This is a genomic window from Pseudomonas sp. MF7453 (genome assembly GCF_016405455.1).
GTDB lineage: Bacteria > Pseudomonadota > Gammaproteobacteria > Pseudomonadales > Pseudomonadaceae > Aquipseudomonas > Aquipseudomonas paralactis.
Genome location: NZ_JAEKCN010000012.1, coordinates 121,549 through 147,960, shown reverse-complemented (window position 1 = coordinate 147,960; position 26,412 = coordinate 121,549). Strand labels below are relative to the sequence as shown.

22 protein-coding genes are annotated in these 26,412 nt (G+C 61.9%); 15 read left to right on the top strand and 7 right to left on the bottom strand.

Annotated elements, in window-relative coordinates; genetic code table 11:
* Positions 1 to 55: 55 nt before the first annotated feature.
* From JFT63_RS19555 to JFT63_RS19490, 14 genes are read left to right on the top strand one after another with little or no spacing between them, the layout of a single operon-like run.
* The gene (locus tag JFT63_RS19555) at positions 56 to 790 is read left to right on the top strand and encodes a glycosyltransferase family 2 protein (RefSeq protein ID WP_198844555.1); all 735 of its coding nucleotides are present in this window, start codon (positions 56 to 58) and stop codon (positions 788 to 790) included.
* Positions 787 to 1,722 (top strand): LpxL/LpxP family acyltransferase, encoded by a 936-nt coding sequence (locus JFT63_RS19550; RefSeq protein ID WP_198844554.1) that lies wholly within the window; start codon positions 787 to 789, stop codon positions 1,720 to 1,722. Before JFT63_RS19555 ends, JFT63_RS19550 begins: the two co-directional genes overlap by 4 nt.
* Entirely contained in the window at positions 1,706 to 3,247 is a 1,542-nt protein-coding gene (locus JFT63_RS19545; protein ID WP_198844553.1) for an HAL/PAL/TAL family ammonia-lyase, read from the top strand. The genes JFT63_RS19550 and JFT63_RS19545 overlap by 17 nt, the downstream gene beginning before the upstream one ends.
* Positions 3,240 to 3,668, top strand: a complete 429-nt coding sequence (locus tag JFT63_RS19540) for an acyl-CoA thioesterase (protein ID WP_186559599.1) — start codon at positions 3,240 to 3,242, stop codon at positions 3,666 to 3,668. Before JFT63_RS19545 ends, JFT63_RS19540 begins: the two co-directional genes overlap by 8 nt.
* Complete coding sequence (locus tag JFT63_RS19535; protein ID WP_233102351.1) at positions 3,662 to 4,357, top strand: outer membrane lipoprotein carrier protein LolA; 696 nt, start codon at positions 3,662 to 3,664, stop codon at positions 4,355 to 4,357. The genes JFT63_RS19540 and JFT63_RS19535 overlap by 7 nt, the downstream gene beginning before the upstream one ends.
* Positions 4,329 to 6,659, top strand: a complete 2,331-nt coding sequence (locus JFT63_RS19530) for an MMPL family transporter (RefSeq protein ID WP_198844552.1) — start codon at positions 4,329 to 4,331, stop codon at positions 6,657 to 6,659. The genes JFT63_RS19535 and JFT63_RS19530 overlap by 29 nt, the downstream gene beginning before the upstream one ends.
* A gap of 33 nt (positions 6,660 to 6,692) precedes the next feature.
* Positions 6,693 to 7,940, top strand: coding sequence for an NAD(P)/FAD-dependent oxidoreductase (locus tag JFT63_RS19525; RefSeq protein ID WP_057702515.1), 1,248 nt, complete (start codon positions 6,693 to 6,695; stop codon positions 7,938 to 7,940).
* Positions 7,937 to 8,686, top strand: a complete 750-nt coding sequence (locus JFT63_RS19520) for a class I SAM-dependent methyltransferase (protein ID WP_198844551.1) — start codon at positions 7,937 to 7,939, stop codon at positions 8,684 to 8,686. The genes JFT63_RS19525 and JFT63_RS19520 overlap by 4 nt, the downstream gene beginning before the upstream one ends.
* Positions 8,683 to 9,165 carry a DUF3261 domain-containing protein gene (locus JFT63_RS19515; protein WP_186559605.1) on the top strand — a complete coding sequence of 161 codons (483 nt, stop codon included), beginning with the start codon at positions 8,683 to 8,685 and terminating at the stop codon, positions 9,163 to 9,165. Before JFT63_RS19520 ends, JFT63_RS19515 begins: the two co-directional genes overlap by 4 nt.
* On the top strand, positions 9,162 to 10,328 hold the full coding sequence (locus tag JFT63_RS19510) for a beta-ketoacyl-[acyl-carrier-protein] synthase family protein (RefSeq protein ID WP_198844550.1): 1,167 nt from the start codon (positions 9,162 to 9,164) through the stop codon (positions 10,326 to 10,328). Before JFT63_RS19515 ends, JFT63_RS19510 begins: the two co-directional genes overlap by 4 nt.
* Positions 10,325 to 10,786: a hotdog family protein gene (locus tag JFT63_RS19505; protein WP_057702511.1), complete on the top strand. Its 462-nt coding sequence runs from the start codon at positions 10,325 to 10,327 to the stop codon at positions 10,784 to 10,786. Before JFT63_RS19510 ends, JFT63_RS19505 begins: the two co-directional genes overlap by 4 nt.
* A complete protein-coding gene (fabG, locus tag JFT63_RS19500) occupies positions 10,783 to 11,511 on the top strand; it encodes a 3-oxoacyl-ACP reductase FabG (RefSeq protein ID WP_057702510.1) in 729 nt (242 codons plus the stop codon). The genes JFT63_RS19505 and fabG overlap by 4 nt, the downstream gene beginning before the upstream one ends.
* Positions 11,511 to 12,737: a beta-ketoacyl-ACP synthase gene (locus tag JFT63_RS19495; RefSeq protein WP_198707412.1), complete on the top strand. Its 1,227-nt coding sequence runs from the start codon at positions 11,511 to 11,513 to the stop codon at positions 12,735 to 12,737. Before fabG ends, JFT63_RS19495 begins: the two co-directional genes overlap by 1 nt.
* A 26-nt stretch (positions 12,738 to 12,763) precedes the next feature.
* Complete coding sequence (locus tag JFT63_RS19490) at positions 12,764 to 13,159, top strand: hypothetical protein (RefSeq protein ID WP_198844549.1); 396 nt, start codon at positions 12,764 to 12,766, stop codon at positions 13,157 to 13,159.
* Between the two features lie 122 nt (positions 13,160 to 13,281).
* Here the strand turns inward: JFT63_RS19490 and JFT63_RS19485 are convergent, their stop codons facing one another.
* Complete coding sequence (locus JFT63_RS19485; protein WP_186559613.1) at positions 13,282 to 14,175, bottom strand: LysR family transcriptional regulator; 894 nt, start codon at positions 14,173 to 14,175, stop codon at positions 13,282 to 13,284.
* A 123-nt stretch (positions 14,176 to 14,298) separates the two neighbouring features.
* Between JFT63_RS19485 and JFT63_RS19480 the strand changes: the two genes are divergently transcribed.
* The gene (locus JFT63_RS19480; protein WP_198844548.1) at positions 14,299 to 15,573 is read left to right on the top strand and encodes an MFS transporter; all 1,275 of its coding nucleotides are present in this window, start codon (positions 14,299 to 14,301) and stop codon (positions 15,571 to 15,573) included.
* A 27-nt stretch (positions 15,574 to 15,600) separates the two neighbouring features.
* On the opposite strand, the gene JFT63_RS19475 is transcribed toward JFT63_RS19480, so the two are convergent.
* From JFT63_RS19475 to JFT63_RS19450, 6 genes are all read right to left on the bottom strand, one after another.
* Positions 15,601 to 16,872, bottom strand: a complete 1,272-nt coding sequence (locus JFT63_RS19475) for a type II toxin-antitoxin system HipA family toxin (RefSeq protein WP_186559617.1) — start codon at positions 16,870 to 16,872, stop codon at positions 15,601 to 15,603.
* Positions 16,865 to 17,128 carry a helix-turn-helix transcriptional regulator gene (locus JFT63_RS19470; RefSeq protein ID WP_186559619.1) on the bottom strand — a complete coding sequence of 88 codons (264 nt, stop codon included), beginning with the start codon at positions 17,126 to 17,128 and terminating at the stop codon, positions 16,865 to 16,867. Before JFT63_RS19470 ends, JFT63_RS19475 begins: the two co-directional genes overlap by 8 nt.
* 123 nt (positions 17,129 to 17,251) lie before the next feature.
* Entirely contained in the window at positions 17,252 to 18,319 is a 1,068-nt protein-coding gene (gene hemE / locus JFT63_RS19465) for a uroporphyrinogen decarboxylase (RefSeq protein ID WP_198844547.1), read from the bottom strand.
* Between the two features lie 252 nt (positions 18,320 to 18,571).
* The gene (locus JFT63_RS19460; RefSeq protein WP_003187920.1) at positions 18,572 to 19,990 is read right to left on the bottom strand and encodes an FAD-dependent oxidoreductase; all 1,419 of its coding nucleotides are present in this window, start codon (positions 19,988 to 19,990) and stop codon (positions 18,572 to 18,574) included.
* A 32-nt stretch (positions 19,991 to 20,022) separates the two neighbouring features.
* Positions 20,023 to 24,468, bottom strand: coding sequence for a glutamate synthase large subunit (gene gltB / locus JFT63_RS19455; RefSeq protein ID WP_186559622.1), 4,446 nt, complete (start codon positions 24,466 to 24,468; stop codon positions 20,023 to 20,025).
* 352 nt (positions 24,469 to 24,820) lie between these two features.
* Entirely contained in the window at positions 24,821 to 26,404 is a 1,584-nt protein-coding gene (locus JFT63_RS19450; protein ID WP_198707417.1) for an SPOR domain-containing protein, read from the bottom strand.
* Between the last annotated feature and the right edge of the window lie 8 nt (positions 26,405 to 26,412).

Sequence of the window (26,412 nt, the reverse complement as noted above, 5' to 3'; positions counted from 1 at the left end):
TGGGAGCTGGCTTGCCTGCGATGCAGACGGCCCGGTGTATCGGGTGCGCCCCATCATGCATAACCCCTGCGCTTTGATCCCGGTGTACAACCACGAAGCCGCCGTGCCGGCCGTGGTCCACAGTGTGCTGAAGAGCGGCCTGCCCTGCCTTTTGGTGGACGATGGCAGCAGCGCCGCGTGCGCAGCCGTGCTGGCGCAGTTGGCGACGCTGGACAACGTCACCCTGTTAACCCTGCCCAGCAACCAGGGCAAGGGCGGTGCGGTGATGGCCGGATTCCGCGAAGCGGCGCGCCTGGGCTACACCCACGCTCTGCAAGTGGACGCCGACGGCCAGCACGACTTACGCGAAGTCGAGACCTTTATCGACACCTCGCACCGGCACCCTGACGCCGTCATCTGCGGCTACCCCGAATACGACGACAGCGTGCCCAAAGGCCGCTTGTATGCGCGTTACCTGACCCACGTATGGGTGTGGATCAACACGCTGTCGTTGCAGATTCGCGACTCGATGTGCGGCTTTCGCGTATACCCGCTGGCGCCAACCCTGGCCTTGATGGACTCGGCCTATATCGGCACGCGCATGGATTTTGACTCGGACATCCTGGTGCGCCTGGCCTGGCGCAACCAGCCGATGCGCTGGCTGCCGACCCAGGTGCACTACCCCGCCGATGGCCTGTCGCACTTTCGCTTGTTTCGCGACAACCTGCGCATCAGCGCCATGCACACGCGCCTGTTCTTCGGCATGTTGGTGCGGGCGCCGATGATCCTGTGGCGGCGGTGGCAGGCATGAGCGACAGCACCAGGCACTGGGCCGACCGCGAGGAGCGCGGCAGCTTCTGGCTGATGAAGCTCACGGCGCTCGCCGCAAAAATCCTTGGGCGTCGCCTGTTGAGCCCCTTGCTCTACAGCATCGTTTTCTACTTCTTTCTGTTTGGCCGCACGGCGCGTCACAGCGCCTGGCAGTATCAACAGCGCCTGGCCCAATGGAGCGGGCGCGATGAACTGCTTCCCACCCACCGGAGAGTCTTTGGCCAGTTCATGGCCTTCGCCGACTCCCTGCTCGACAAGCTCGACGTGTGGAACGGCAAGCTGCGCCTGGAGCAGATCGAAATCAATGACCCGGCGCAATTGCGCGGGCAACTGCGTGGCGCACGCGGGCAGATGCTGGTGGGCGCGCACCTGGGTAACCTGGAAGTGTGCCGTGCCCTGGCGGAAATCGGTGAACAGGTCACCATGAACGTATTGGTGCATACCAAACACGCCGAACGCTTCAACCGCCTGCTGGGCGAAGCCGGGGCCAGCCATTTGCGCCTGATCCAGGTCAGCGAGCTGGACCCGGCCACCATGCTGCTGCTCAGCCAGCGCCTGGACGACGGCGAATGGCTGGCAATCGCCGGTGACCGCATCCCGTTGCACGGTGGGCGCACGGTGCGCGTGGATTTTCTCGGCCACGCCGCCGCGTTTCCCCAAGGCCCGTGGCTGCTGGCCGGGCTGCTCAAATGCCCGGTTAACCTGCTGATGTGCCTCAAGCATGAAGGCCGCTACCGCTTGAGCATCGAGCCCTTTGCGCAATTGGTCGAATGGAAGCGCAGCACCCGTGAGCAAGTCATTGCCCAATGGACCGCACGCTACGCCGCGCGCCTGGGCCAGTTTTGCCTGCAAGCGCCCCAACAATGGTTCAACTTTTACCCTTTCTGGAAGACCGATGACGACGCCTCTTGAGCCCATCACCTTTGGTGAACGCCCCCTGCGCATCGAAGACGTGCTGGCCCTGGCCAACCGCCAGGTGCCCACGCAATTACAGGGTGACGCGGCCTATCGCCAGCGCATCGCCAAGGGCGCGCAGTTCCTCGACTCGCTGCTGGACAAGGAAGGCGTGATCTACGGCGTGACCACCGGCTACGGCGACTCCTGCGTGGTAGCGGTGCCGCTGGAACATGTCGAAGCCTTGCCGCGTCATCTGTACACCTTTCACGGTTGCGGCCTGGGCAAGTTGCTCGACGCCCAAGCCACCCGTGCCGTGCTGGCGGCGCGTTTGCAGTCGCTGTGCCATGGCGTATCGGGCGTACGCGTGGAGCTGCTGGAGCGCTTGCACGCCTTCCTCGAACACGATGTGCTGCCACTGATCCCGGAAGAAGGTTCGGTGGGCGCCAGCGGTGATCTGACGCCGCTGTCTTACGTGGCCGCGACCTTGTCCGGCGAACGTGAAGTGCTGTTCCGTGGTGAACGCCGCCAGGCGGCCGATGTACACCGCGAACTGGGCTGGGAGCCGCTGGTATTGCGGCCCAAGGAAGCCCTGGCACTGATGAACGGCACCGCCGTGATGACGGGCCTGGCCTGTCTGGCCTTCGCTCGCGCCAACTACCTGTTGCAACTGGCCACGCGCATCACCGCGCTCAATGTGGTGGCGCTGCAAGGCAACCCGGAACACTTCGACGAACGCCTGTTCGCTGCCAAGCCGCACCCTGGCCAGATGCAAGTGGCCGCGTGGCTGCGCAAGGACCTGGCCATCGACGCGCCCACCGCACCGCTGCATCGCCTGCAAGACCGCTATTCGCTGCGCTGCGCACCCCATGTGCTCGGCGTATTGGCAGACAGCCTGAACTGGCTGCGCTCGTTCATCGAGATCGAACTGAACAGCGCCAACGACAACCCGATCATCGATGCCGAAGAAGAACGTGTGCTGCATGGCGGGCACTTCTACGGCGGGCATATCGCCTTCGCCATGGACAGCCTCAAGACCCTGGTCGCCAACGTGGCCGACCTGCTCGACCGTCAGCTCGCGCTGCTGGTGGACGTGCGCTACAACCATGGCCTGCCGAGCAACCTGTCGGGCGCCCCGGCTGACCGCGCGATGATCAACCACGGCTTCAAGGCCGTGCAGATCGGCACCAGCGCCTGGACCGCCGAAGCACTGAAAAACACCATGCCGGCCAGCGTGTTCTCGCGCTCCACCGAGTGCCACAACCAGGACAAGGTGAGCATGGGCACCATCGCCGCCCGCGATGCGATTCGCGTGCTGGAGCTGACCGAACAAGTGGCCGCCGCCACCTTGCTCGCCGCCAATCAGGGCGTGTGGCTGCGCGCCCAGGCCGAGGATGCCCGGCCACTGCCACCGGCGCTGGCCGCGATGCACGCCGAACTGGCCCAGGACTTTGCGCCGGTCATCGAAGACCGCGCCCTCGAAGGCGAACTGCGCCTGTGCCTGCAACGCATCGCCGCGCAACACTGGAGGCTGCATGCGTAGCCCCGGCGTGTTGCACAGCGACACTGAAATCCTCGTGCCGTTTTTCGACATCGACACCATGAATGTGGTGTGGCACGGGCATTACGTGAAATACCTGGAAGTGGCGCGTTGTGCGTTGCTGGACAAGATCGGGCATAACTACACGGCGATGCTTGAGTCCGGCTACGCCTGGCCTGTGATCGACATGCAGCTACGCTATGTGCGTGGCGCGACCTTCGGCCAGACCATCAATGTGCGCGCCAGCCTGGTGGAGTGGGAGAACCGTTTGAAGGTCAATTATTTGATCACCGACCTGGCCAGCGGCGAGCGTTTGACCCGCGCCAGCACGGTGCAAGTGGCGGTGCAAATCGCCAGTCGCGAAATGCAGCTTGCCTCGCCCACGATATTCACCGATGCCGTAGAAAGGGCCCTGAAATGCTGACCCCTGTGGGAGCGGGCTTGCCCGCGATGGTCGTTAACGATAACGCAAGACGCCTGACACTACGCAGCGTCCTCAGGTTCTTCGCGGGCAAGCCCGCTCCCACAGGGATTGTGCTTATCCTGCTGTTGGGCGTTCCAGGCTTGGCCCAGGCTTTTGACTTGCAGCAGTTGAGCGATCAGCTTGCCAAACCCTCCGTGATCCACGGCAACTTCACCCAGGAAAAACACCTGCGCGCCCTGCCCCAGCCGCTGGTGAGTAAAGGTACCTTCGTACTCGCCAAGGACCACGGCCTGTTGTGGCTGCTCAAAACCCCGCTGCAACAGGACTACCGCATCACCGGCAAGGGCATCGCTCGCCGTGACGCCAACGGCTGGCAACCGCTGCCGAACAAGAGCGCCGGGGCCGAGCAAAATCGCCTGTTTCTCGCCGTACTCCAGGGCGACAGCAGCGGCTTGCAGCGTGACTTCGACCTGCAACTGCAAGGCGAGGCCCAACAGTGGAAGCTCACGCTGACCCCGCGTTCGCTACTGCTCAAGCAAGTGTTCACCCGGATCAATATCGACGGCGGCGCGCTGGTGCAAACCATCGAGCTGCTGGAAACCCAAGGCGACAGCACGGTATTGCGTATGCAGGACAGCACGGCCGACCAGCCATTGAGCAATGCGGAGCAACACGACTTTGCCCAGTGAACGCCTGCTGCCACGCCTGTTCCTGATCCTGCTGGTGGCCGTGCTGGCCCTGGCCGGCTGGCAGTGGCGCCATGGCGCGCCGTTGTCGGCCAACCTGATGGAACTGGTGCCGGGCAGCACGCCAAACGCCCTGGAACAGCAGGCCGAACAGCGTATGCAAGAGCCGCTGAACCGCGAAATGCTGGTGCTGGTGGGCCATGCCGACCGCCAGCAAGCGCTGGCCGTGGCGCAGCAATTGGGTGAGCGCTGGCAGGCCAGCGGCGTGTTTGAACAGGTGCAATGGAACCTGCAAGCCGACTTGCCGGCGCTGCGCGAGCAACTGCTGCGTGGGCGCTTGTCGATGCTTTCGGCCAACGACCGTGAGCAACTGATCGAACACCCCGACGCCTTCATCCAGCAAAGGGTGCAAGCGCTGTTCGACCCCTTCACAGGTTTCAGCCTGGTGCCAAGCCAGGACGACTGGCTGGGCCTGACCGGGCGCATCCAGAACAGCCAGCCGCAACACGGTGCGGTGCAAATGGATATCGGCAGCGGCGCCTTGATCGCCGAAGCCGACGGCCAAAGCTGGGTGTTGCTGCGGGCACGTACCACCGGCAATGCTTTCGATATGAAACTGCCGCTGCAAGTAGCGGACTTGCTCCAGGCCAGCCGCGAGCAAGCTGGCGAGCACGGCGCGCAATTGCTCGCCGCCAGCGGCTTGCTCTACGCGGCCAATGGGCAGCAGCAAGCCACCCGGGAAATCACCTGGGTCGGCGGTGGCGCAACCGTCGGCATCCTGTTGTTGCTGTTGCTGGCTTTCCGCCGCTGGCGGGTGTTGCTGGCGTTCGTGCCGGTGCTGGTGGGCATGTTGTTTGGCGCAGTCGCCTGTGTGGCGCTGTTTGGGCATATGCATGTGATGACCCTGGTGCTGGGCTCCAGCCTGATCGGCGTGGCGGTGGATTACCCACTGCACTACCTGTCCAAAAGCTGGAGCCTGCAACCCTGGCGCAGTTGGCCGGCGTTGCGCCTGACCCTGCCGGGCCTGAGCCTGAGCCTGGCCACCAGTTGCATCGGCTACCTGGCGCTGGCCTGGACACCGTTTCCGGCGCTGACGCAAATCGCGGTGTTCTCCGCCGCCGGGCTGGTAGGCGCTTATTTGTGTGCGGTGTGCCTGCTGCCCGCGCTGCTCAAGGGCGTGGAGCTGCGCCCGGCGCAATGGCCGCTGCGTGTCGCCCAGACTCTGTGGCAACTGCGTACGGCCTTGATCAAACGCGTGCCCGGTTCAGTGCTGCTGGTGGGGGTGCTGGTGTTCTGCGCCGCCGGTCTGTGGCAGCTCGACAGCAAAAACGATATTCGCCAATGGATCGGCGCGCCGCCGCAATTGCTCCAGGAAGCCCAGGCCGTAGCGCGTATCACCGGGTTCCAGCCCACCAGCCAGTTTTTCCTGGTGCGGGCGGATAATCAGCAGCAGTTGCTGGAGCGCCAGGCCGCCCTGGGCAAACGCCTGGATCAGTTGGTGAATATGGACAAGCTCCAGGGCTACCTGGCGCTCAGTCAGTTGGTGAACCTGCCCGAAGAGCAGCAACAACTGCGCGATGCGCTGAACACTCTGGCGCAACACTGGCAACCGCTGCTGGACCTCGGCGTGCCCGCCAGCGCCTTGCAAGCCGAAGTCGCGCAATTGCAGGCGCTACCCACCCAAGACATCGACGCGGCCCTGCAAGGCCCGCTGGCCGAACCCTGGCGCACGCTGTGGCTCGGCCCGGTAGAGGGCGGCGTGGCGGCCATGGTCAGCCTGCAAGGCTTGAACAACCCGGCGTTGCTGCGGGTACAGGCGCTGGACTTGCCCGGCGTGCAACTGGTCGATCGCCTGGGCGACTTGAACCGCGTATTTGCCGACACGCAAATCAGCGCTGCCGAATTGAAGTTGTTGTCGTGCGGGCTGATCGTAGTGTTGCTGATTGTGCCCTTCGGTTTTGGCGGCGCCTTGCGTATCGTCGCCCTGCCGTTGCTGGCCGCGCTGTGTAGCCTGGCCAGCCTCGGTTGGCTGGGCCAGCCGCTGACTTTGTTCAGCCTGTTTGGCCTGCTGCTGGTCACGGCCATCAGCGTGGACTACGCGATCTTGATGCGCGAGCAGATCGGCGGCCCGGCCGTCAGCCTGTTGGGAACATTGCTGGCAGCGTTGACAACCTGGTTGTCGTTCGGCCTGCTGACGGTATCCAGTACACCGGCGGTGAGTAATTTTGGTTTGTCGGTCAGCCTGGGCCTGGCATTCAGCTTTATGCTGGCGCCCTGGGCCGGCCGGCAGAAACACACCTTATGAATGCGATTTTCGCCCATGCGGCAAGGAGCCCTCGTGCCCACAGTTGAAATGGAACGTCGCCAGGTAGTGGTGATCGGTGCCGGGCCATCCGGTGCCATCGCGGCCGCGCTGTTAAAGCGCAAGGGGCATGACGTATTGATCATCGAGCGCGAGCACTTCCCGCGCTTCTCGATTGGCGAAAGCCTGCTGTCTCACTGCATCGACTTTATCGAAGAAGCCGGGATGCTCGACGCTGTAGAGGCGGCCGGATTCCAGCTCAAAACCGGCGCCGCGTTCGCCTGGGGCGAGCGCTACAGTGCGTTTGATTTTGGCGACACCTTCAGCAACGGCAAGCCCACCACCTTCCAGGTGCAGCGCGGCGAGTTCGACAAGTTGCTGGCCGACCAGGCGGCGCTGCAAGGCGTGGAAATCCGCTACGGCCAAAGCATTGTCGGCGTGGATTTTTCCGGCGAATGCCGTTACCTGCATGTGCGCCGAGACAATGGCAGCACGTACCACATCAAGGCCAGGTTCGTACTGGATGCCAGCGGCTATGGCCGCGTGCTGCCACGCCTGCTGGACCTGGAGGCGCCGTCAAACTTCCCGCTGCGCCAGGCCGTGTTCACTCACGTCGAAGACCGCATCGAACACCCAGGCTTTGATCGCAGCAAAATCCTGGTCACCACTCACCCGACCCAGCGCGACATCTGGTTCTGGACCATCCCGTTCAGTAACGGCCGCTGCTCAGTAGGCGTAGTTGCGGCCAAGGAGCATTTCGATGGCCGCGACAGCGACCTCGACGCCTGCCTGCGCAGCTTCATCGAGCAAACCCCAAGCCTGTGCGCCGTGCTGCAAAACGCCGTATGGGACACCCCGGCGCGCAGCATCGGCGGCTATTCGGCCAACGTCAAAACCCTGCACGGTCCGGGCTTTGCGCTGCTGGGCAATGCGGCGGAATTTCTCGACCCGGTGTTCTCGTCCGGTGTGACCATCGCCATGCGCTCGGCCAGCATGGCCGCCGCTGTCCTGCACCGCCAGCTCAACGGCGAAACCGTGGACTGGCAAAGCGAATTTGCCGACCCCTTGAAGCGCGGTGTCGACACTTTCCGCTGCTACGTCGAAGGCTGGTATGCGGGCACGTTCCAGGACGTGATTTTCCATCCTGGCAGCTCCGCGGAGATTCGCCGCATGATCAGTTCGATCCTGGCCGGTTACGCCTGGGATGAGCGCAACCCGTTTGTCAGCGAGCCGAAACGACGGTTGCGGATGCTGTCGGAAATCTGTGCGAGTGAGCCGGTATGAACAGCCCTGCCGTTGGAAAAAACTACCTGAGCAAAAACTACGTCGAAGAAACCCGTTTCGGCTTCTGGTTCCTGCGCAGCCACACCTGGCAGCATCACGTATTGCGCGTGGCGATCAACGACCTGCGCAGCCTGTTCAGCGAGCCGCTGCCGGTGGCGCCGGTGCTGCTGGACGCCGGTTGTGGCCAGGGCAAATCCTTCCGGTTGCTGCAGCAGGTGTTTGCGCCTGCACGCCTGATCGGCCTGGATGCCGACCCGCACAGCCTGGAGCTGAGCCGTGAAGAGGCTGCGCGCCAGGGCCTGACTGTCGAGCTGATCGGCAGTGACTGCGCCACCCTCGATGTACCGGACGCCAGCGTCGATATCGTGTTTTGCCACCAGACCTTTCACCACTTGGTCGAGCAACATCGCGCACTCAAGGAGTTCTATCGGGTGCTCAAACCGGGCGGCTATCTGCTGTTTGCCGAATCCACCGAAGCCTATATCGACACTTGGGTGATTCGCTGGCTGTTCCGCCACCCGATGCATGTGCAAAAAAGCGCCGAAGAGTACCTGGAGATGCTGCGCGAGCAGGGTTTTGAATTCGACTCGCAGAATGTCTCGTACCCCTACCTGTGGTGGAGCCGCTCCAGCGACTTCGGCCTGTTGGAACGCTGGGGCCTGCGCAAGGCGCCGCCGGTGGGCCAGCGTGAGGAAACCCTGGTCAACTGCGTTGCGCGCAAACCTTTGGAGACCACCACCCCATGATGCGCCTGCTGTTGATGGGCTGCCTGTTGCTGCTGAGCGCCTGCGCCAGCCAGGCACCGTTGCCGGAACAAATCCCGGCCCTGGCCTTGCCGATGCAACTGCATGTGCAGCGCCAGGCGGACGGCCAGCACCAGGACTGGCTGCTGGTGATCCAGCGCGAAGGCAACGCGATTCGCTGGTCGATGATGGACCCTTTGGGCATCCCTCTGGCCCGGCAAAAACTGCTCGATGGGCAGTGGCAGGCCGACGGGTTGCTGCCGCCCAATCCCCAGGCGCGGGAGTTGTTTGCCGCGCTGCTGTTTGCCCTGACCCCGGCCGGTGATGTGCCGGCATTGTATCCGCACGCCCAGGCGATGGACCTGACGCGCACGCTGCCGGGCCACTGGCAAATCATCTATCAGTCTTCCGAGGTGTTCAGCGTGAACATGGCCGGCCAGCCGTTGAGTTATCGCATCACGCCGCTGGGTGTCAGCCGATGACCGCCTACCTCAATGCCCTCGGTGTGATCTGCGCCCTTGGCCGCGGCCAGGCCGAAGTCAGCCGCAACCTGTTTGCCGGCGACTGCTCAGGGATGCGTGCCGAAAGCGGCTGGGTGCCGGAGCGCGTGGTGCCGGTGGCCGGCGTCCAGGGCGAACTGGTGCCTCTGCCGGTGGCGTTGGCTCAACACAGCAGCCGCAATAACCAGTTGTTGCTGGAAGCGGCGTTGCAGATCGACGATCAGATCCGCCAGGCCATTCAAACCTATGGCCCCGGGCGAGTCGGCGTGGTGCTTGGCACCAGCACCTCGGGCATCGACGAAGCCAGCCGTGGCATTGCTCATTACCTGCGCGACCAGCAGTTCCCTGCCGACTACGACTACCAGCAACAGGAACTCAGCGCCCCGGCAAACTTCCTTGCCGACTGGCTGCAATTGAGCGGCCCGGCCTATGTAATTTCCACCGCCTGTACCTCCAGCGCCCGTGCCTTGATGAGCGCCCAGCGCTTGCTGAACCTGGGGGTGTGCGATGCGGTGATCTGCGGCGGCGTGGACAGCCTGTGCAAGCTGACCCTGAATGGATTTACCTCGCTGGAGGCGGTATCCAGCGAGCGCTGCAACCCGTTTTCGGTGAACCGCAACGGTATCAATATCGGCGAGGCGGCCGTGCTGTTCCTGATGAGCCGCGAACCGGCACCGATCGCCTTGCTGGGCAGCGGCGCCAGTTGCGACGCCCACCATATCTCCGCACCCGAGCCCAGCGGCAAGGGTGCATTGCAGGCGATGCGCAAAGCCCTGGCCAGCGCAAAGCTGGCCCCCGAGCAGATCGGCTACCTTAACCTGCACGGCACCGCCACCCAACACAACGACGCCATGGAAAGCCTGGCCGTCGCCAGCCTGTTTCCCGGCGGCGTGGCCTGTTCATCGACCAAGCCCATGACCGGCCACACCCTTGGCGCCGCCGGAGCGCTGGAAGCGGCGTTCTGCTGGCTGAGCCTGGCTCACGGCCAGTTGCCGCCTCACGTGTGGGACGGTCACGCCGATCCGGCGCTGCCCGCCTTGCAATGGACGCACAGCGGCGACACCTTGAAAAAAACCTGCCTGATGAGCAACTCGTTTGCCTTCGGCGGCAATAACGTCAGCCTGATAATCGCAGAGGCCCCATGAACGATTGGCCACTTGCCGAACTGCTGCCCCACGCGGGCGATATGATCCTGATCGACCAGGTGCTGTCGTTCGATGATGAGCAGATCCGCACCCGCGTCACCGTCAAGCCCGACGGCCTGTTCAATCGTGCCGACGGCAGCCTGCCGGCCTGGGTCGGTATTGAGCTGATGGCGCAAAGCGTCGCCGCCTTTGCCGGTTGCCATGCACGCCAGCAAGGCCGTGCAGTGGAACTGGGCTTCCTGTTGGGTACACGTAAGTTCGAGTGCAACGTGGAGCACTTCCCGGCGGGCGCCGAGCTGAATATCCACGGCCTGCGCTCGCTTGAAGACGACAACGGCATGGGTGTGTTCGAATGCCACCTCACCGGCGACGGCATCCAGGCCAGTGCGCGCCTGAACGTATTTCGACCGCCCCAGGCGGCCAACTATTTAGATGAATCGAAGGACCCAACGTCATGACTGAATCCGTACTGGTCACCGGCTCCAGCCGTGGCATCGGCCGCGCCATTGCCCTGCGCCTGGCCCAGGCCGGCCATGACATCGTGCTGCATTGCCGCAGTGGCCGGGCGCAAGCCGAGGCGGTGCAGGTGGAAATCGAGGCACTGGGGCGCAAGGCGCGGGTGCTGCAATTCGACGTGTCTGACCGTGCCAGTTGCAAAGCCATGCTTGAGGCCGATGTAGAGCAGCATGGCGCCTATTACGGTGTGGTGCTCAATGCCGGCCTGACCCGCGACGGCGCCTTCCCGGCCTTGTCGGAAGATGATTGGGACGTGGTGATGCGTACCAATCTCGATGGTTTCTATAACGTGCTGCACCCGGTGATGATGCCGATGATCCGTCGTCGCGCCGCAGGGCGCATCGTGTGCATCACGTCGGTTTCCGGGCTGATCGGCAATCGCGGCCAGGTCAATTACAGTGCATCGAAAGCCGGCCTGATCGGCGCGGCCAAGGCGCTGGCGATCGAGCTGGGCAAACGCAAGATCACCGTCAACTGCGTGGCTCCGGGGCTGATCGACACCGCAATGCTGGATGAAAACGTACCCGTGGAAGAGTTGATGAAGATGATCCCGGCGCAACGCATGGGCACACCGGAAGAGGTGGCTGGCGCGGTGAATTTTCTGATGTCGGCTGAAGCGGGCTATATCACGCGCCAGGTGCTGGCCGTGAACGGAGGCTTGTGCTGATGAAGCGCGTCGTCGTCACCGGCATGGCCGGCGTGACCTCCCTGGGAAGTGATTGGGGCACCATCGCCGCCAACTTTAGCGCCAACCGCAGCGGTATCCGGCGCATGGATGAGTGGGACCGTTTCACCGAATTGAACACGCGCCTGGCGGGGCCGATTGATGACTTTGTGGTGCCTGCGCACTGGACCCGCAAGCAATTGCGCAGCATGGGGCGTGTGTCGCGCCTGGCGGTGTGGGCGGCGGAGCAGGCGCTGCAGGACGCCGGCCTGCTCGGTGACCCGTCGATCAAGGACGGACGTATGGGCGTGGCGTGTGGCTCGTCCACCGGCAGCACCGATGAGATCAAGGCGTTCGGCAATATGCTGCTCAATTCGGTGGCCGAGGGGCTTAACGCCAACTCCTATGTACGCATGATGCCGCACACCACGGCGGCGAATATCAGCATTTTCTTTGGCCTTACCGGGCGCTTGATCCCTACCTCCAGCGCCTGCACCAGCGGTAGCCAGGGCATTGGCTATGCCTACGAGGCGATCAAGTTCGGGCGCCTGCCATTGATGCTCGCCGGCGGCGCCGAAGAGCTGTGCCCCACCGAAGCCATGGTGTTCGATGCGCTCTACGCCACCAGCTTGAAAAACGACGCGCCACAAACCAGCCCGCGCCCCTACGACAGCGGCCGCGACGGCCTGGTGATCGGTGAAGGCGGCGGCATGTTGGTGCTCGAAGAGTTGGAACACGCGTTGGCGCGGGGCGCGCATATTCACGCGGAACTGGTTGGCTTCGGCAGCAATGCCGACGGCCAGCACACCACCCGCCCGGAGCAGAAAACCATGCGCCGCGCCATGGAACTGGCCCTGGAAGACGCAGGTCTTGAACCGTCCGCCATCGGCTACGTGAACGGCCACGGCACGGCCACCGATCAGGGCGACATCGCTGAAACCCTGGCCACCAGCAGCCTGTTCGGCAGCCGTATGCCGATCAGCTCGCAGAAGAGTTTCCTCGGCCACACCCTGGGTGCCTGCGGCGCACTGGAGTCGTGGTTCAGCATTGAGATGATGAACCGCGACCAATACGTGCACACCTTCAACCTGGACGCGGTCGACCCGCAATGCGGCGAACTGGATTACCTGCAAGGTGGCTTTCGCCAGATGCACAACGACTACGTGATGAACAACAATTTTGCCTTCGGCGGCGTTAACACCTCGTTAATCTTCCGCCGCTGGGCCTGACTTTTTAATCGATTGGAGAAAACGGAATGTCTTCCCTGCTACGCGCTACCCTGATCACCCTGGCCCTGCTGACCACGGCTGGCTGCACCAGCAACCCCGTGCTCAACACCCAGCATGAGTTACCGGCCACAACCCAGGTCAGCGAAGAAAAAATGAAACAGGTGATCGTCGCCGCCCTGCAAAAACGCGAGTGGACGGTGCAACGCCTGAGCCCGCAACTGGTGCAGGCCGAGATCACCGTGCGCGGCCAGTTCTACGCCGCCATCGACATCCGCTACACCCGCAACAGCTACGCCATCACCTATCGCGACAGCCGCGACCTGGGCTACAAGGACGGCAAGATCCATCGCAACTACAACCGTTGGGTGAGCATGCTGGATCGGGATATTCTGGCGGGGTTGCGCTCGGCCGGAATGCAGTAAGGTCAAATGTGGGAGGGGGCTTGCTCCCGATAGCAGTGTGTCAGTCTCAGTCTCTCTAACTGAACCACCGCTATCGGGAGCAAGCCCCCTCCCACATGAGATATGCCATGTGCTCAAGGGCGTTATTGAGCGGCCTTACGCGTCAACAACTCCACAAACCCCTTCGCCATCGGTGTTTGCGCGCCCTTGCGCTGCACCAGCCACACCGCTGTCATCGCCTGCGGGTCCAGCAAGGTGCGATAGACCACGCCATCGATGCGGATACGTTGGTAAGACGCCGGCAACACCGACACGCCCAACCCCGCGGCCACCAGGCCGATGATGGTCATCGCTTCCCCGGCTTCCTGAGCGAAGTGCGGGCTGAACCCGGCATCGCGGGCCAGGCTGAGCAATTGGGCATATAAACCGCTGCCGTAGGTGCGCGGGAAAAATACAAAGGGTTCCTGCGCCAACTGCGCCAGGTGCAAGCCGCGCTCGCTGCCTTCCACCAACGGATGGCCGGCGCTCAACACGGCGACCAACGGCTCACGCATCAATTCGACCACGCTCAACGAGTCGGGCAGCGGCAAAGGCCGCATCAGCCCGACCTGAATCGACTCATCCACCAGCGACTCGGCCACTTGGGTGCTGCTCATTTCTTGCAGGTTCAGATGCACTGCCGGGAAGGCCTGGCGAAACGCAAAGATCGCCTGGGGAATACTGGAATTGAACGGCGCGGAGGACGTGAAGCCGATCTTCAGTTCGCCGAGTTCGCCCAATTGTGCCCTGCGCGCCACATCCGCCGCCTTGTCGACCTGGGCCAGCACCAGCCGCGCCTCTTGCAGAAACAGGCGTCCTGCCTCGCTCAGCTCGACCCGACGATTGGTACGCTCAAATAACCGCGCCCCCACCTCTTGCTCAAGTGCCTGGATCTGCTGGCTCAAGGGCGGTTGCGAGATACCCAGCACTTGCGCGGCGCGGCCAAAATGCAGTTCTTCGGCGACGGCGATGAAGTACCGCAGGTGACGTAATTCCATGCACACCTCATTAGGTCGTAGAACCTATCAAACAGGTCGAACAATATATTGGAAAGAAACATTAGCCAGCTATATTCTTTTTCGTATTGTCAGTCCTGGCAGACTTTCCTCCCCGAGGTCCCCGTGAATCCTGCTGTTGCTCCACTTGCTCAACACACTCCGCCCTCTGCCCTCGATGAGGTGGTGGCGCAGCTTAATGACGAGTACATCGAAAAAGGCACGCCGATGTTCATGCGCACCGTGCTGGCGCTGTTCTCCGGCGGGTTTGCCACCTTTGCGCTGTTGTATTGCGTACAGCCGATGATGCCGGCGCTGTCCCACGAGTTTTCCATCAATGCGGCGCAAAGCAGCCTGATCCTGTCCGTCGCGACCGCCATGCTCGCCTGCGGTCTGCTGGTCACCGGGCCGATATCCGACCGGCTGGGGCGCAAGCCGGTGATGGTTGCCGCATTGTTCTGTGCGGCACTGGCCACCATCGCCAGCGGCTTGATGCCGAGCTGGGAGGGGATTCTGCTGATGCGCGCACTGGTAGGCTTGTCCTTGAGCGGCCTGGCTGCGGTGGCGATGACCTACCTGAGCGAAGAGATCCACCCGCAGCACATCGGCCTGGCCATGGGTTTGTACATCGGTGGCAACGCGATTGGCGGCATGAGCGGGCGCCTGATCATCGGCGTGTTGATCGACTTCGTCAGCTGGCACACCGCAATGCTGATCATCGGCGCTCTGGCACTGATCGCCGCCACAGTGTTCTGGAAGATCCTGCCGCCATCGCGCAACTTCCGCGCCAGCAGCCTCAAGCCACGCAGCCTGGTGGATGGCTTTGTCATGCACTTCAAGGATGCGGGCCTGCCATGGCTGTTCCTTGAAGCCTTCCTGCTGATGGGCGCCTTCGTAACGATGTTCAACTACATCGGCTATCGCCTGCTGGCCTCGCCGTATGAGCTGAGCCAGGCGGTGGTGGGCCTGCTGTCGTTGGTGTACCTCTCGGGCATCTACAGCTCGGCCAAGATCGGCTCGCTGGCCGACCGCCTCGGCCGCCGCCGTGTGCTGTGGGCCACCATCGTGCTGATGCTCGCCGGCATGGCCCTGACGCTGTTCACGCCTTTGTGGCTGGTGGTGCCGGGCATGTTGATCTTCACCTTCGGCTTCTTCGGCGCCCACTCGGTGGCCAGCAGTTGGATCGGCCGCCGGGCAGTAAAAGCCAAGGGGCAGGCGTCGTCGCTGTACTTGTTCTGCTATTACGTGGGCTCGAGTATTGCCGGGACGGCGGGCGGGTTCTTCTGGCACTTTGCCGGATGGAACGGGATTGGCGGTTTTATCGTCGCGCTGCTGATTGGCGCGTTACTGGTGGCGTTGAAGCTGGCGAAGTTGCCGCCGTTGGGACGCACAGCAGCTTGAGGCATACCGTTTAATGAGAAAACCGCCTCACAGCGGTTTTTTCCCAATGGGCTTTCGCTTCATTCCAGTGCTGATCGAATCATGAAGCGCCATGGCACGTCCTCCATCCCACTCCGCCTGCATTGCCGAAAACAGCTCGAGATCGATACGCGCTTGATGGGCAATGAGCGCCTCGGACATTGCCTCGGCAATTCGCTCAATGATCAACAAAGGTTTCTCCACCGCACAGTGCTTACGACCAAATTCCATCAGTTGCTGGCGGTCGGGATAGTTTTTGACCTTGTTCATTTTTATCGCCAAGGTGCGATCTACCAATGAACGACCGGACTTGGGATTGTAGTTCTCATACACAGTAGTGGTGGTGACATCGAAGACGGGCGCTAATTGCACTGTTTCACGGGCGCCAGGATGGGTGTAGATCACACCAAAGTTTTTCAGGTGCGCATCACCATTACGCACCATGACTGACAAGCAAACCGAAGAGAAGAACCGCTCAAGCTCGCGTAACGGATCACCCTGCGCACAAACATGATTGATCACCGCAGCAAGGGTCTCGTAGCTCTGCGAGTACTTGTAATTGTCGTGGGGATCTTTGTTGAGGCCCAATAGAACGGCCATGTCCTCAAAACCAAGCCGCCCGGACGGGGTCAGGTCAAAGCGCTCCATCACAAACAGATCGCCTCCTTCGGACAACCAGAAAGGTGGTGTTTCCATGCCCGCAATACGCGCAGCTTCCATGCAGAGGAACTCGTTCTGTGCCAAATGAACGTATTCATCGGCACCCGACTTCACGATCAGGTCAGAACTGAGCATGGTTTTGCGACTGCCCGTCAGCTTGTCCAGGTCAGGTACCAGTACCTTGGGTTGCACACCGGAAATACCCGACTCGAAATATGTCTCCACTAGAAATTCGAATACACCCTGGGAGATATCGGCTGACAGTATTTGCTGGAGGCCCACCTGAGCCTTCACGGGCGCTGATGCCTCAACAGGGTTCTGGTAGGTAAGCCGCCCAATCTGGTTACCGCCGATCACCGATAACAGGCGCATCTCGTCTACCTGCATATGCTTGGCCATCCGTCGTTTGATCTGATCGGCCAGAAACCCTTCCGGTACGTTCATATCGAAAATCGGATGCAGTACGTTGCTGACAGCAGGCGTCGGGTCGTAGGGCATGACCAGGGATACTTCGCGCCCGGCATCAGCAGATGAATAAGCAAACGAGAATTGCGAGCCTTTGGACAAATCGCCTGCATGGCCCTGGGGTGTCACAACGTTGAGCAGCTTGATTCTACTCATCGTGCTCCACCAGATCGGCGAGGGATTTGAGATCGATGCGTTTATCCACAACTTCCAAGGCCATCCCCAGTGCGCAAATCACCCGGAACACCGTGTACATCGCGACGTTTTCACCCGCTTCAAGATCAATGATGGTCTTGCGGTTGCACTTGGCTCGGTCCGCCAGATACGCTTGACTAAAGCCCTTGGCACGGCGCAGTTGGCGGATTCTTTCGCCAAGATCAGGTGGAGTAGTCAGCAACATAATGTCACCCATGACGGACTTTTCAGTACAAGAAGCTAATTATGTCCGCAATGACGGACACCACAAGTACCATACGTCTGCTGACCACAAACAAGAACGCCCGGCCTAAGCCGGGCGTTCTTTATCAGGCAACTGTCACTCGTGGTACTGCGCCGACAACTCATGCACAGCCCGCAGGAACGCGCCCGCGTGCTCCGGGTTCACTTCCGGAGTAATGCCATGGCCGAGGTTGAACACGTGCCCGGTGCCCTTGCCATAGCTGGCCAGGATGCGCCCGACTTCGGTACGGATCGCTTCTGGCTTGGCGTACAGCACGGTCGGGTCCATGTTGCCTTGCAGCGCGACCTGGTTGCCGACGCGACGACGCGCGTCTCCGATATCGCAGGTCCAGTCCAGGCCCAATGCATCGGCACCAGCATCGGCGATGCTTTCCAGCCACAGGCCGCCGCCTTTGGTGAACATGATCACCGGAACCTTGCGGCCTTCGTGTTCACGGATCAGGCCGCTGACAATCTTGCGCATGTAGGCCAGGGAAAACTCCTGGTAGGCCGCCGCCGACAGGTTGCCGCCCCAGGTGTCGAAGATTTGCACCGCTTGCGCACCGGCCATGATCTGGCCGTTGAGGTAGGACGTGACCGACTGCGCCAGCTTGTCCAGCAACAGGTGCATGGCTTGCGGGTTGTCGTAGAGCATGGCCTTGGTCTTGCGGAAGTCTTTCGACGAGCCGCCTTCAACCATATAAGTGGCCAGGGTCCATGGGCTGCCGGAGAAGCCGATCAGCGGCACACGGCCGTTAAGCTCGCGGCGGATGGTGCTGACGGCGTCCATCACATAACCGAGGTCTTTGTGTGGGTCAGGGATCGGCAAGGCTTCGATATCGGCCAGGGTGCTGACGACTTTCTTGAAGCGCGGGCCTTCGCCGGTCTCGAAGTACAGGCCCTGGCCCATGGCATCAGGGATGGTGAGGATATCGGAGAAGAGGATGGCCGCATCCAGTTGTGGGTAGCGGTCCAGCGGCTGCATGGTGACTTCGCAGGCGAACTCCGGATTCATGCACAGGCTCATGAAATCGCCTGCATTGGCGCGGCTGGCGCGGTATTCCGGCAGGTAGCGACCGGCTTGACGCATCATCCACACGGGCGTGACGTCTACGGGTTGCTTGAGCAGGGCACGAAGGAAACGGTCGTTCTTGAGGGCAGTCATGTCGGCATCCGCAAAAAAAGTGCGGGCATTTTCTCAGAGCGCGACGCAAAAGGCACGGCAAGAGCGGAGCCTTTTGTCTATCGGGTCAATTTGTCGCAATGACTGGCAACACAAACCTCAATGTGAAATGAGGTTTGTGTGGGAGCTGGCTTGCCTGCGATAGCATCAACTGGGTCTGGCTGACAGACCGAGTTGCCTGCATCGCAGGCAAGCCAGCTCCCACATTTGATCGCATTTCAGACTGAAATTTGATCAGACCTGCAGGTAGTCCAGGATCCCTTCGGCGGCATTGCGGCCTTCGAAGATCGCGGTTACCACCAGGTCCGACCCGCGCACCATATCGCCACCGGCGAAGATCTTCGGGTTGCTGGTCTGGTGCTTGTACTGGCCTTGCTCCGGAGCTACCACGCGGCCCTGGCTGTCGGTCTGGATTTCAAACTGCTCGAACCAGGGCGCCGGGCTTGGGCGGAAACCGAAGGCGATGACCACGGCGTCGGCCGGGATGATTTCTTCGGAACCCGGGATCGGCTCGGGGCTACGACGGCCACGGGCATCCGGCTCGCCGAGACGGGTCTCGACCACCTTCACGCCTTCGACGCGGTCTTCACCCACGATGGCAATCGGCTGGCGGTTGTAGAGGAATTTCACGCCTTCTTCCTTGGCGTTCTTCACCTCTTTGCGCGAGCCGGGCATGTTGGCTTCGTCACGGCGATACGCACAGGTCACCGACTTGGCGCCCTGGCGGATCGAGGTACGGTTGCAGTCCATGGCCGTGTCGCCACCGCCCAGCACCACGACCTTCTTGCCCTTCATGTCGACGAAATCTTCCGGCGACTTTTCAAAGCCCAGGTTGCGGTTGACGTTGGCGATCAGGAAGTCGAGCGCGTCATACACGCCTGGCAAGTCCTCACCGGCAAAGCCGCCCTTCATGTAGGTGTAGGTGCCCATGCCCATGAACACGGCATCGTATTCGGCGAGCAGTTGCTCCATGGTGATGTCTTTGCCGATTTCGGTATTGAGGCGGAACTCGATACCCATGCCGGTGAACACTTCACGACGGTGGCTCAGTACGGTTTTTTCCAGCTTGAACTCGGGGATACCGAAGGTCAGCAGGCCACCGATTTCCGGGTTCTTGTCGAACACCACCGGGGTTACGCCGCCACGCACCAGCACGTCGGCACACCCAAGGCCCGCCGGGCCCGCGCCGATGATCGCGACGCGCTTGCCGGTCGGCTTGACCTTGGACATGTCCGGGCGCCAGCCCATGGCGAACGCGGTGTCGGTGATGTACTTCTCCACCGAACCGATGGTCACCGCGCCGAAACCGTCGTTGAGGGTACAGGCCCCTTCACACAAGCGGTCTTGCGGGCACACCCGGCCGCAGACTTCCGGCAGGGTATTGGTCTGGTGCGACAGCTCAGCGGCGGCGAGGATGTTGCCCTCGGCCACCAGCTTGAGCCAGTTGGGAATGAAGTTGTGCACCGGGCACTTCCATTCGCAATACGGGTTACCGCAACCCAGGCAGCGGTGGGCCTGGTCGGCCGAGTGCTGGGGTTTGAAGGGTTCGTAGATTTCCACGAACTCTTTCTTGCGTTGACGCAACAGTTTCTTCTTCGGATCTTTGCGCCCGACATCGATGAACTGGAAGTCGTTATTCAGACGTTCAGCCATGTTAAAACCTCATCAAACTGTTCAGGCGCATATCACTGCGGGTTGGCACGGATGCTGGAAAGCAACGATTTCAGGTTGGCAGCCTTGGGCTTGACCAGCCAGAAACGACGCAGGTAATCATCGAGGTTTTCGGCGAGGTTACGGCCCCATTCGCTGCCGGTTTCCTCGACGTACTCGTCCAGCACGTGCTGCAAGTGGTTCCGGTAGGATTCCATGGCTTCGCCGCTGATCCGCTGGATCTCGACCAACTCGTGGTTGACCTTGTCGACGAAGGTGTTGTCCTGGTCGAGCACGTAGGCGAAACCGCCGGTCATGCCCGAACCGAAGTTGTAACCGGTCTTGCCCAGTACCGCGACAAAGCCTCCGGTCATGTACTCGCAGCAGTGATCGCCAGTGCCTTCCACCACGGTGTGGGCACCGGAGTTACGCACGGCGAAACGCTCACCGGCGGTACCTGCGGCAAACAGCTTGCCACCGGTGGCGCCGTACAGGCAGGTGTTGCCGATGATGGCACTGTCCTGGGTCTTGTACACGCTGCCAGCCGGCGGAACGATGACCAGTTTGCCGCCAGTCATGCCCTTGCCCACGTAGTCGTTGGCGTCGCCTTCCAGGTACATGTGCAGGCCGCCGGCGTTCCACACGCCGAAGCTCTGGCCCGCAGTGCCCTTGAAGCGGAAGGTGATCGGCGCTTTCGCCATGCCCTGGTTGCCGTGCTTGCGCGCGATTTCACCGGAGATGCGTGCACCGATGGAGCGGTCGCAGTTACAGATATCCAGGGCGAATTCGCCACCGCTGGCGTCGCTGATCGAGGAACCGGCCATTTCGACCATTTTCTCGGCCAGCAGGCCTTTGTCGAACGGCGGGTTGCGGTCCACCTGGCAGAACTGTGGCTTGTCTGCCGGGATGTGATCGCTGCCCAACAGCGGTGTCAGGTCCAAATGCTGTTGCTTGGCGGTCTGACCTTCGAGGATGTCCAACAGGTCGGTACGACCGATCAGCTCTTCCAGCGAACGCACACCCAATTTGGCCAGCCACTCACGGGTTTCTTCGGCGACGTAGGTGAAGAAATTCACCACCATGTCGACGGTGCCGATGTAGTGATCCTTGCGCAGTTTTTCGTTCTGAGTCGCCACGCCGGTGGCGCAGTTGTTCAGGTGGCAGATGCGCAGGTATTTGCAGCCCAGGGCGATCATTGGCGCGGTGCCGAAGCCGAAGCTTTCAGCGCCGAGGATCGCGGCCTTGATGACATCGAGGCCGGTTTTCAGGCCGCCGTCAGTCTGTACCCGCACCTTGCCGCGCAGGTCGTTGCCGCGCAGGGTCTGGTGGGTTTCGGCCAGGCCGAGTTCCCACGGTGCACCGGCGTACTTGATCGAGGTCAGCGGCGAAGCGCCGGTGCCGCCATCGTAGCCGGAGATGGTGATCAGGTCGGCATAGGCCTTGGCCACACCGGCGGCAATGGTGCCGACGCCGGCTTCTGCCACCAGTTTCACCGAGACCAGGGCCTGGGGGTTGACTTGTTTCAAGTCGAAAATCAGCTGCGACAAATCTTCAATCGAGTAAATGTCGTGGTGCGGCGGTGGCGAGATCAACGTCACGCCCGGCACCGCGTAGCGCAGCTTGGCGATCAAACCGTTGACCTTGCCGCCTGGCAGTTGACCGCCCTCACCCGGCTTGGCGCCCTGGGCGACCTTGATCTGCAGCACTTCGGCGTTGACCAGGTACTCGGGGGTCACACCAAAACGGCCGGTAGCCACCTGCTTGATTTTCGAGCTTTTGAGCGTGCCGTAGCGCGCCGGGTCTTCACCGCCTTCGCCGGAGTTGGAACGCGCACCCAGGCGGTTCATGGCCTCGGCCAGGGCTTCGTGAGCTTCCGGCGACAAGGCGCCCAGGGAAATCCCGGCGGAGTCAAAGCGCTTGAGGATAGATTCCAGCGGCTCGACTTCGGCGATGTCCATCGGCGTGTCCAGGGTTTTCACCTTGAACAGATCGCGAATCATCGACACCGGGCGGTTATCCACCAGGCTCGTGTATTCCTTGAACTTGGCGTAGTCGCCCTGCTGCACGGCGGCTTGGAGAGTGTTGACCACATCCGGGTTGTACGCATGGTATTCGCCACCGTGCACGAACTTGAGCAGGCCGCCTTGCTGGATCGGCTTGCGCGCACTCCAGGCCTCCAAGGCCAGGGCTTTTTGCTCGGCTTCGATGTCGACGAAGCGCGCACCCTTGATGCGGCTCGGTACGCCACGGAAGCTCAGCTCGCAGACTTCCTCGGACAGGCCGATGGCTTCGAACAACTGAGCGCCACGGTACGAGGTGACGGTGGAGATGCCCATCTTCGACAGGATCTTCAGCAGGCCCTTGGTGATGCCCTTGCGGTAGTTCTTGAACACCTCGTAGAGGTCGCCCAGCACTTCACCGGTACGGATCAGGTCGCCCAGCACTTCGTATGCGAGGAACGGGTACACCGCCGAAGCGCCGAAACCGATCAGCACCGCAAAGTGATGCGGGTCACGGGCAGTGGCGGTTTCCACGAGGATGTTGGAGTCGCAGCGCAGGCCTTTTTCGGTCAGGCGGTGGTGCACCGCGCCGGTCGCCAGGGACGCGTGGATCGGCAACTTGCCTGGCGCAATGTGGCGGTCGGTCAGTACGATCTGGGTGCGACCGGCGCGTACAGCCTCTTCGGCCTGGTCGGCGACGTTGCGCACAGCGGCCTCAAGGCCCAGGCTCTCGTCGTAGTTCAGGTCGATGATCTGGCGGTCGAAGCCTGGACGCTCCAGGGTCATCAGCGAGCGCCACTTGGCCGGTGAAACGACCGGCGAGCTGAGGATCACGCGGGAGGCGTGCTCAGGCGATTCCTGGAAGATGTTGCGCTCGGCACCAAGGCACACTTCCAGGGACATGACGATGGCTTCACGCAGCGGGTCGATCGGCGGGTTGGTCACCTGGGCGAACTGCTGGCGGAAGTAGTCGTACGGCGTGCGCACGCGCTGGGACAGCACGGCCATTGGCGTATCATCGCCCATGGAGCCGACCGCCTCGTAGCCTTGCTCACCGAGCGGGCGCAGCACCTGGTCGCGCTCTTCGAACGTGACCTGGTACATCTTCATGTACTGCTTGAGTTGATCGATGTCGTAGAAAGCCGAACCGTGGTCGTTGTCTTCCATGGTCGCCTGGATGCGCAAGGCGTTCTTGCGCAGCCATTGCTTGTACGGGTGACGCGACTTCAAACGGTTGTCGATGGCGTCGGTATCGAGGATCTGCCCGGTCTCGGTGTCCACGGCCAGGATCTGGCCAGGGCCGACACGGCCTTTGGCGATCACGTCTTCTGGCTTGTAGTCCCACACGCCGATTTCCGAGGCGAGGGTGATAAAGCCGTTGGTGGTGGTGACCCAACGCGCCGGGCGCAGGCCGTTACGGTCGAGCAGGCACACCGCATAGCGGCCGTCGGTCATGACCACGCCGGCCGGGCCGTCCCACGGCTCCATGTGCATCGAGTTGTACTCGTAGAATGCACGCAGGTCCGGGTCCATGGTCTCGACGTTCTGCCACGCTGGCGGAATGATCATGCGCACGCCACGGAACAGGTCGATGCCACCGGTGACCATCAGCTCAAGCATGTTGTCCATGCTGGAGGAGTCCGAACCCACGCGGTTGACCAGCGGGCCGAGTTCTTCGAGGTCCATCAGATCGTTGGCGAACTTGGTGCGCCGGGCCACAGCCCAGTTGCGGTTGCCGGTGATGGTGTTGATCTCGCCGTTGTGGGCGAGGAAGCGGAATGGCTGAGCCAGCGGCCATTTCGGCAGGGTGTTGGTGGAGAAGCGCTGGTGGAACACGCAGATTGCGGTTTGCAGGCGCTCATCGCTCAGGTCTGGATAGAAGGCGGTCAAGTCCGCCGGCATCATCAGGCCTTTATAAATGATGGTCTTGTGCGAAAAGCTGCAGATGTAATGGTCGGTGTCGGCGGCGTTGAGCACCGACGAACGACGACGGGACGTGAACAGCTTGATCGCCATGTCCTGGTCGCTCAGGCCGTCACCTGCGATGAACACTTGTTCGATCTGCGGCAGGCGCTCCAGGGCCAGACGGCCGAGTACGCTGGTGTCGATGGGCACTTTGCGCCAGCCGACCAGTTGCAGGCCGGCGGCCACGATCTCGCGGTTCATGTTTTCGCGAGCGGCTTCGGCTTTTACCGGGTCCTGGTTGAAAAACACCATGCCCACGGCGTACTGCTTGGGCAGGTCGGCCGCGAAATGCTCTTTGGCGACAGCGCGCAGAAACTGGTCGGGCTTTTGAATCAGCAAGCCGCAACCGTCACCGGTCTTGCCGTCGGCGTTGATCCCACCGCGGTGGGTCATGCAGGTCAGGGCCTCGATGGCCGTTTGCAAAAGGGTATGACTGGGCTCGCCCTGCATGTGGGCTATCAGGCCGAAACCGCAGTTATCCTTGAATTCATCGGGTTGGTACAGACCTGCTTTCATAGACACTTTCTCACCAGGCTGCCTCTTATATCGAGGCAAATTTCTTTTCAATTCAACCGGTTACCTTCCACGCCGAACGTACGCCGGCTTAGCGGGGGCAAAAGGGAGGTCATTGTACACACCGACACAGACGCTCACAAATTTAGCGACGAAATGTCGCAAATCTATGTCGCATTTATGAAAGGTTTAAAGCGATATGCTGTGCTAGTCAAAACTTTTTTAATTCTGACCGCTACGACTCAAAAGCTACTGTGGCGCAGACACCACAAAGCGCGCGGCCTGTAAGGGCAGCACGCACTTGCGGATTTTTTTGAGGTGCCGGGAGGGCGGCCTGGGTAAGGCCGCCGAATCTTCAGCGAGTTGCTGCCAGTTCTTGTTGAACGCTGGCAACAGTGCGAGGCCAAGGTTTACCAGCCTGGACCTTCGCTGGCAAGGCCTTGATGGCAGAATCGGCTGCGGCGCGGCTTGGGAAGCTGCCGTAGGTGATCACGTAGAGAGGCTTGCCGTTGAGCACTTTCTTGAAATAACGGTACTGACCGCCCTGCTCTTTGACGAACGCCTGGGCGTTGGCTTCGGAGCTGGTGCCGAGGATCTGTACCACAAAGTTGCCGGTAGGCTGGCTGCTGTACCAGCTGCTGCCGGCGGCGCCGGCCTTGGCCACGGTGGCGGCTGGTTTTTCCGCAGGCTTGGCGGCCGGGGCTGGTTTGGCGGCTGGCGCCGGTGCAACAGGCTTGGTCACCGGAGCAGGCTTGGCGGTGGCCACGGTCGGCGCCGGAGTCGGAGTCGGAGCAGGCTTGGCGACCGGAGCAACCGGCGTCGCAGGCACACCGGCCGGTACGCCTGCAGGTGGCGCGGTGGTGGTCACAGTCGGCGGCGTGGCGCTGGAGCCTTCCACCGGCACACCGTCGTCGCCTTCGGAGATGCCACCGGCCTCTTCGGCCAGCGGGCCGCGCATCACAGGTTGGCCGACCATCGGCAGGTTGGTCGGTTGGCCGGAGTTGGCGAACTCGACATTGGGAGTGGGCTTGCCCAGTGGCAACTGCGCCTGCTCAGTTGGCGCGCCGGTGGTTGTCGGTGCCTTGTTGCGACCCGGGATCAACCAGGCGGCGGCTACAGCGACCACGACAACGGCGGAAATAGCCAATACGTGCTTCTTAGGCATAGTGAACCCCATCTTTGGACGCTTGACCGCAGAGCGGCTGGCAATCATGGCTTCGATCATCGCATCGCGGGCAACCTGGTTGATGTTTCCAGGCCAACCATCGGAGCTTTCGTGAATATCAGAGATCTGCGCAGCGGAGAAAAGTTCGATACCGGCCCCGGCACCTTCGAGGCGCTGAGCCAGGTATTCGCGGGTCTCTTCCTCTTCGTACGGCTGCAATTCGATGACGTGGAACAGCTCTTGCTCACCGCTGATCTGCTCCAGGTCGGCGATCAACGACGACTCGCCAAACAGGAACACATGCGGGCGGCCTTCCGGCGTGCCTGCGGCCAGCGCCAACAGCGCTTCCAGGGCGGACTCGTCGAGCTGCTCGGCGTCGTCGACCAGCAGGTAGACTTCCTGGCCGGTCAGGCCCAGTTGCACCACTTGCTTGAGAATCGCATTCGGCTCGGCGTTGGCTACGTCCAGGGCCTGTGCAACCTGGCGCAGCACGCCCGCGGCATCACCGGCGCCACGGGCCGATACCACCACGCTCTGCACCGATTGCTTGTTGGTGCTGGCGACCAGCGCCTGGCGCAGCAAGGTCTTGCCACTGCCCAACGGCCCCGTGACCACCAGCAGCAACTGGCTGTAACGCGCCAGATGATGCAGTTGCCCCAATACCGGCTTGCGCTGGGCGGGGAAGAATTTGAAACCGGGCACCCGTGGAGCGAAAGGGTCATGGCTCAAGTGATAATGGCCGAGGAACGCCTCGTCGGCATGCAAACTAGTCATCGGGATCT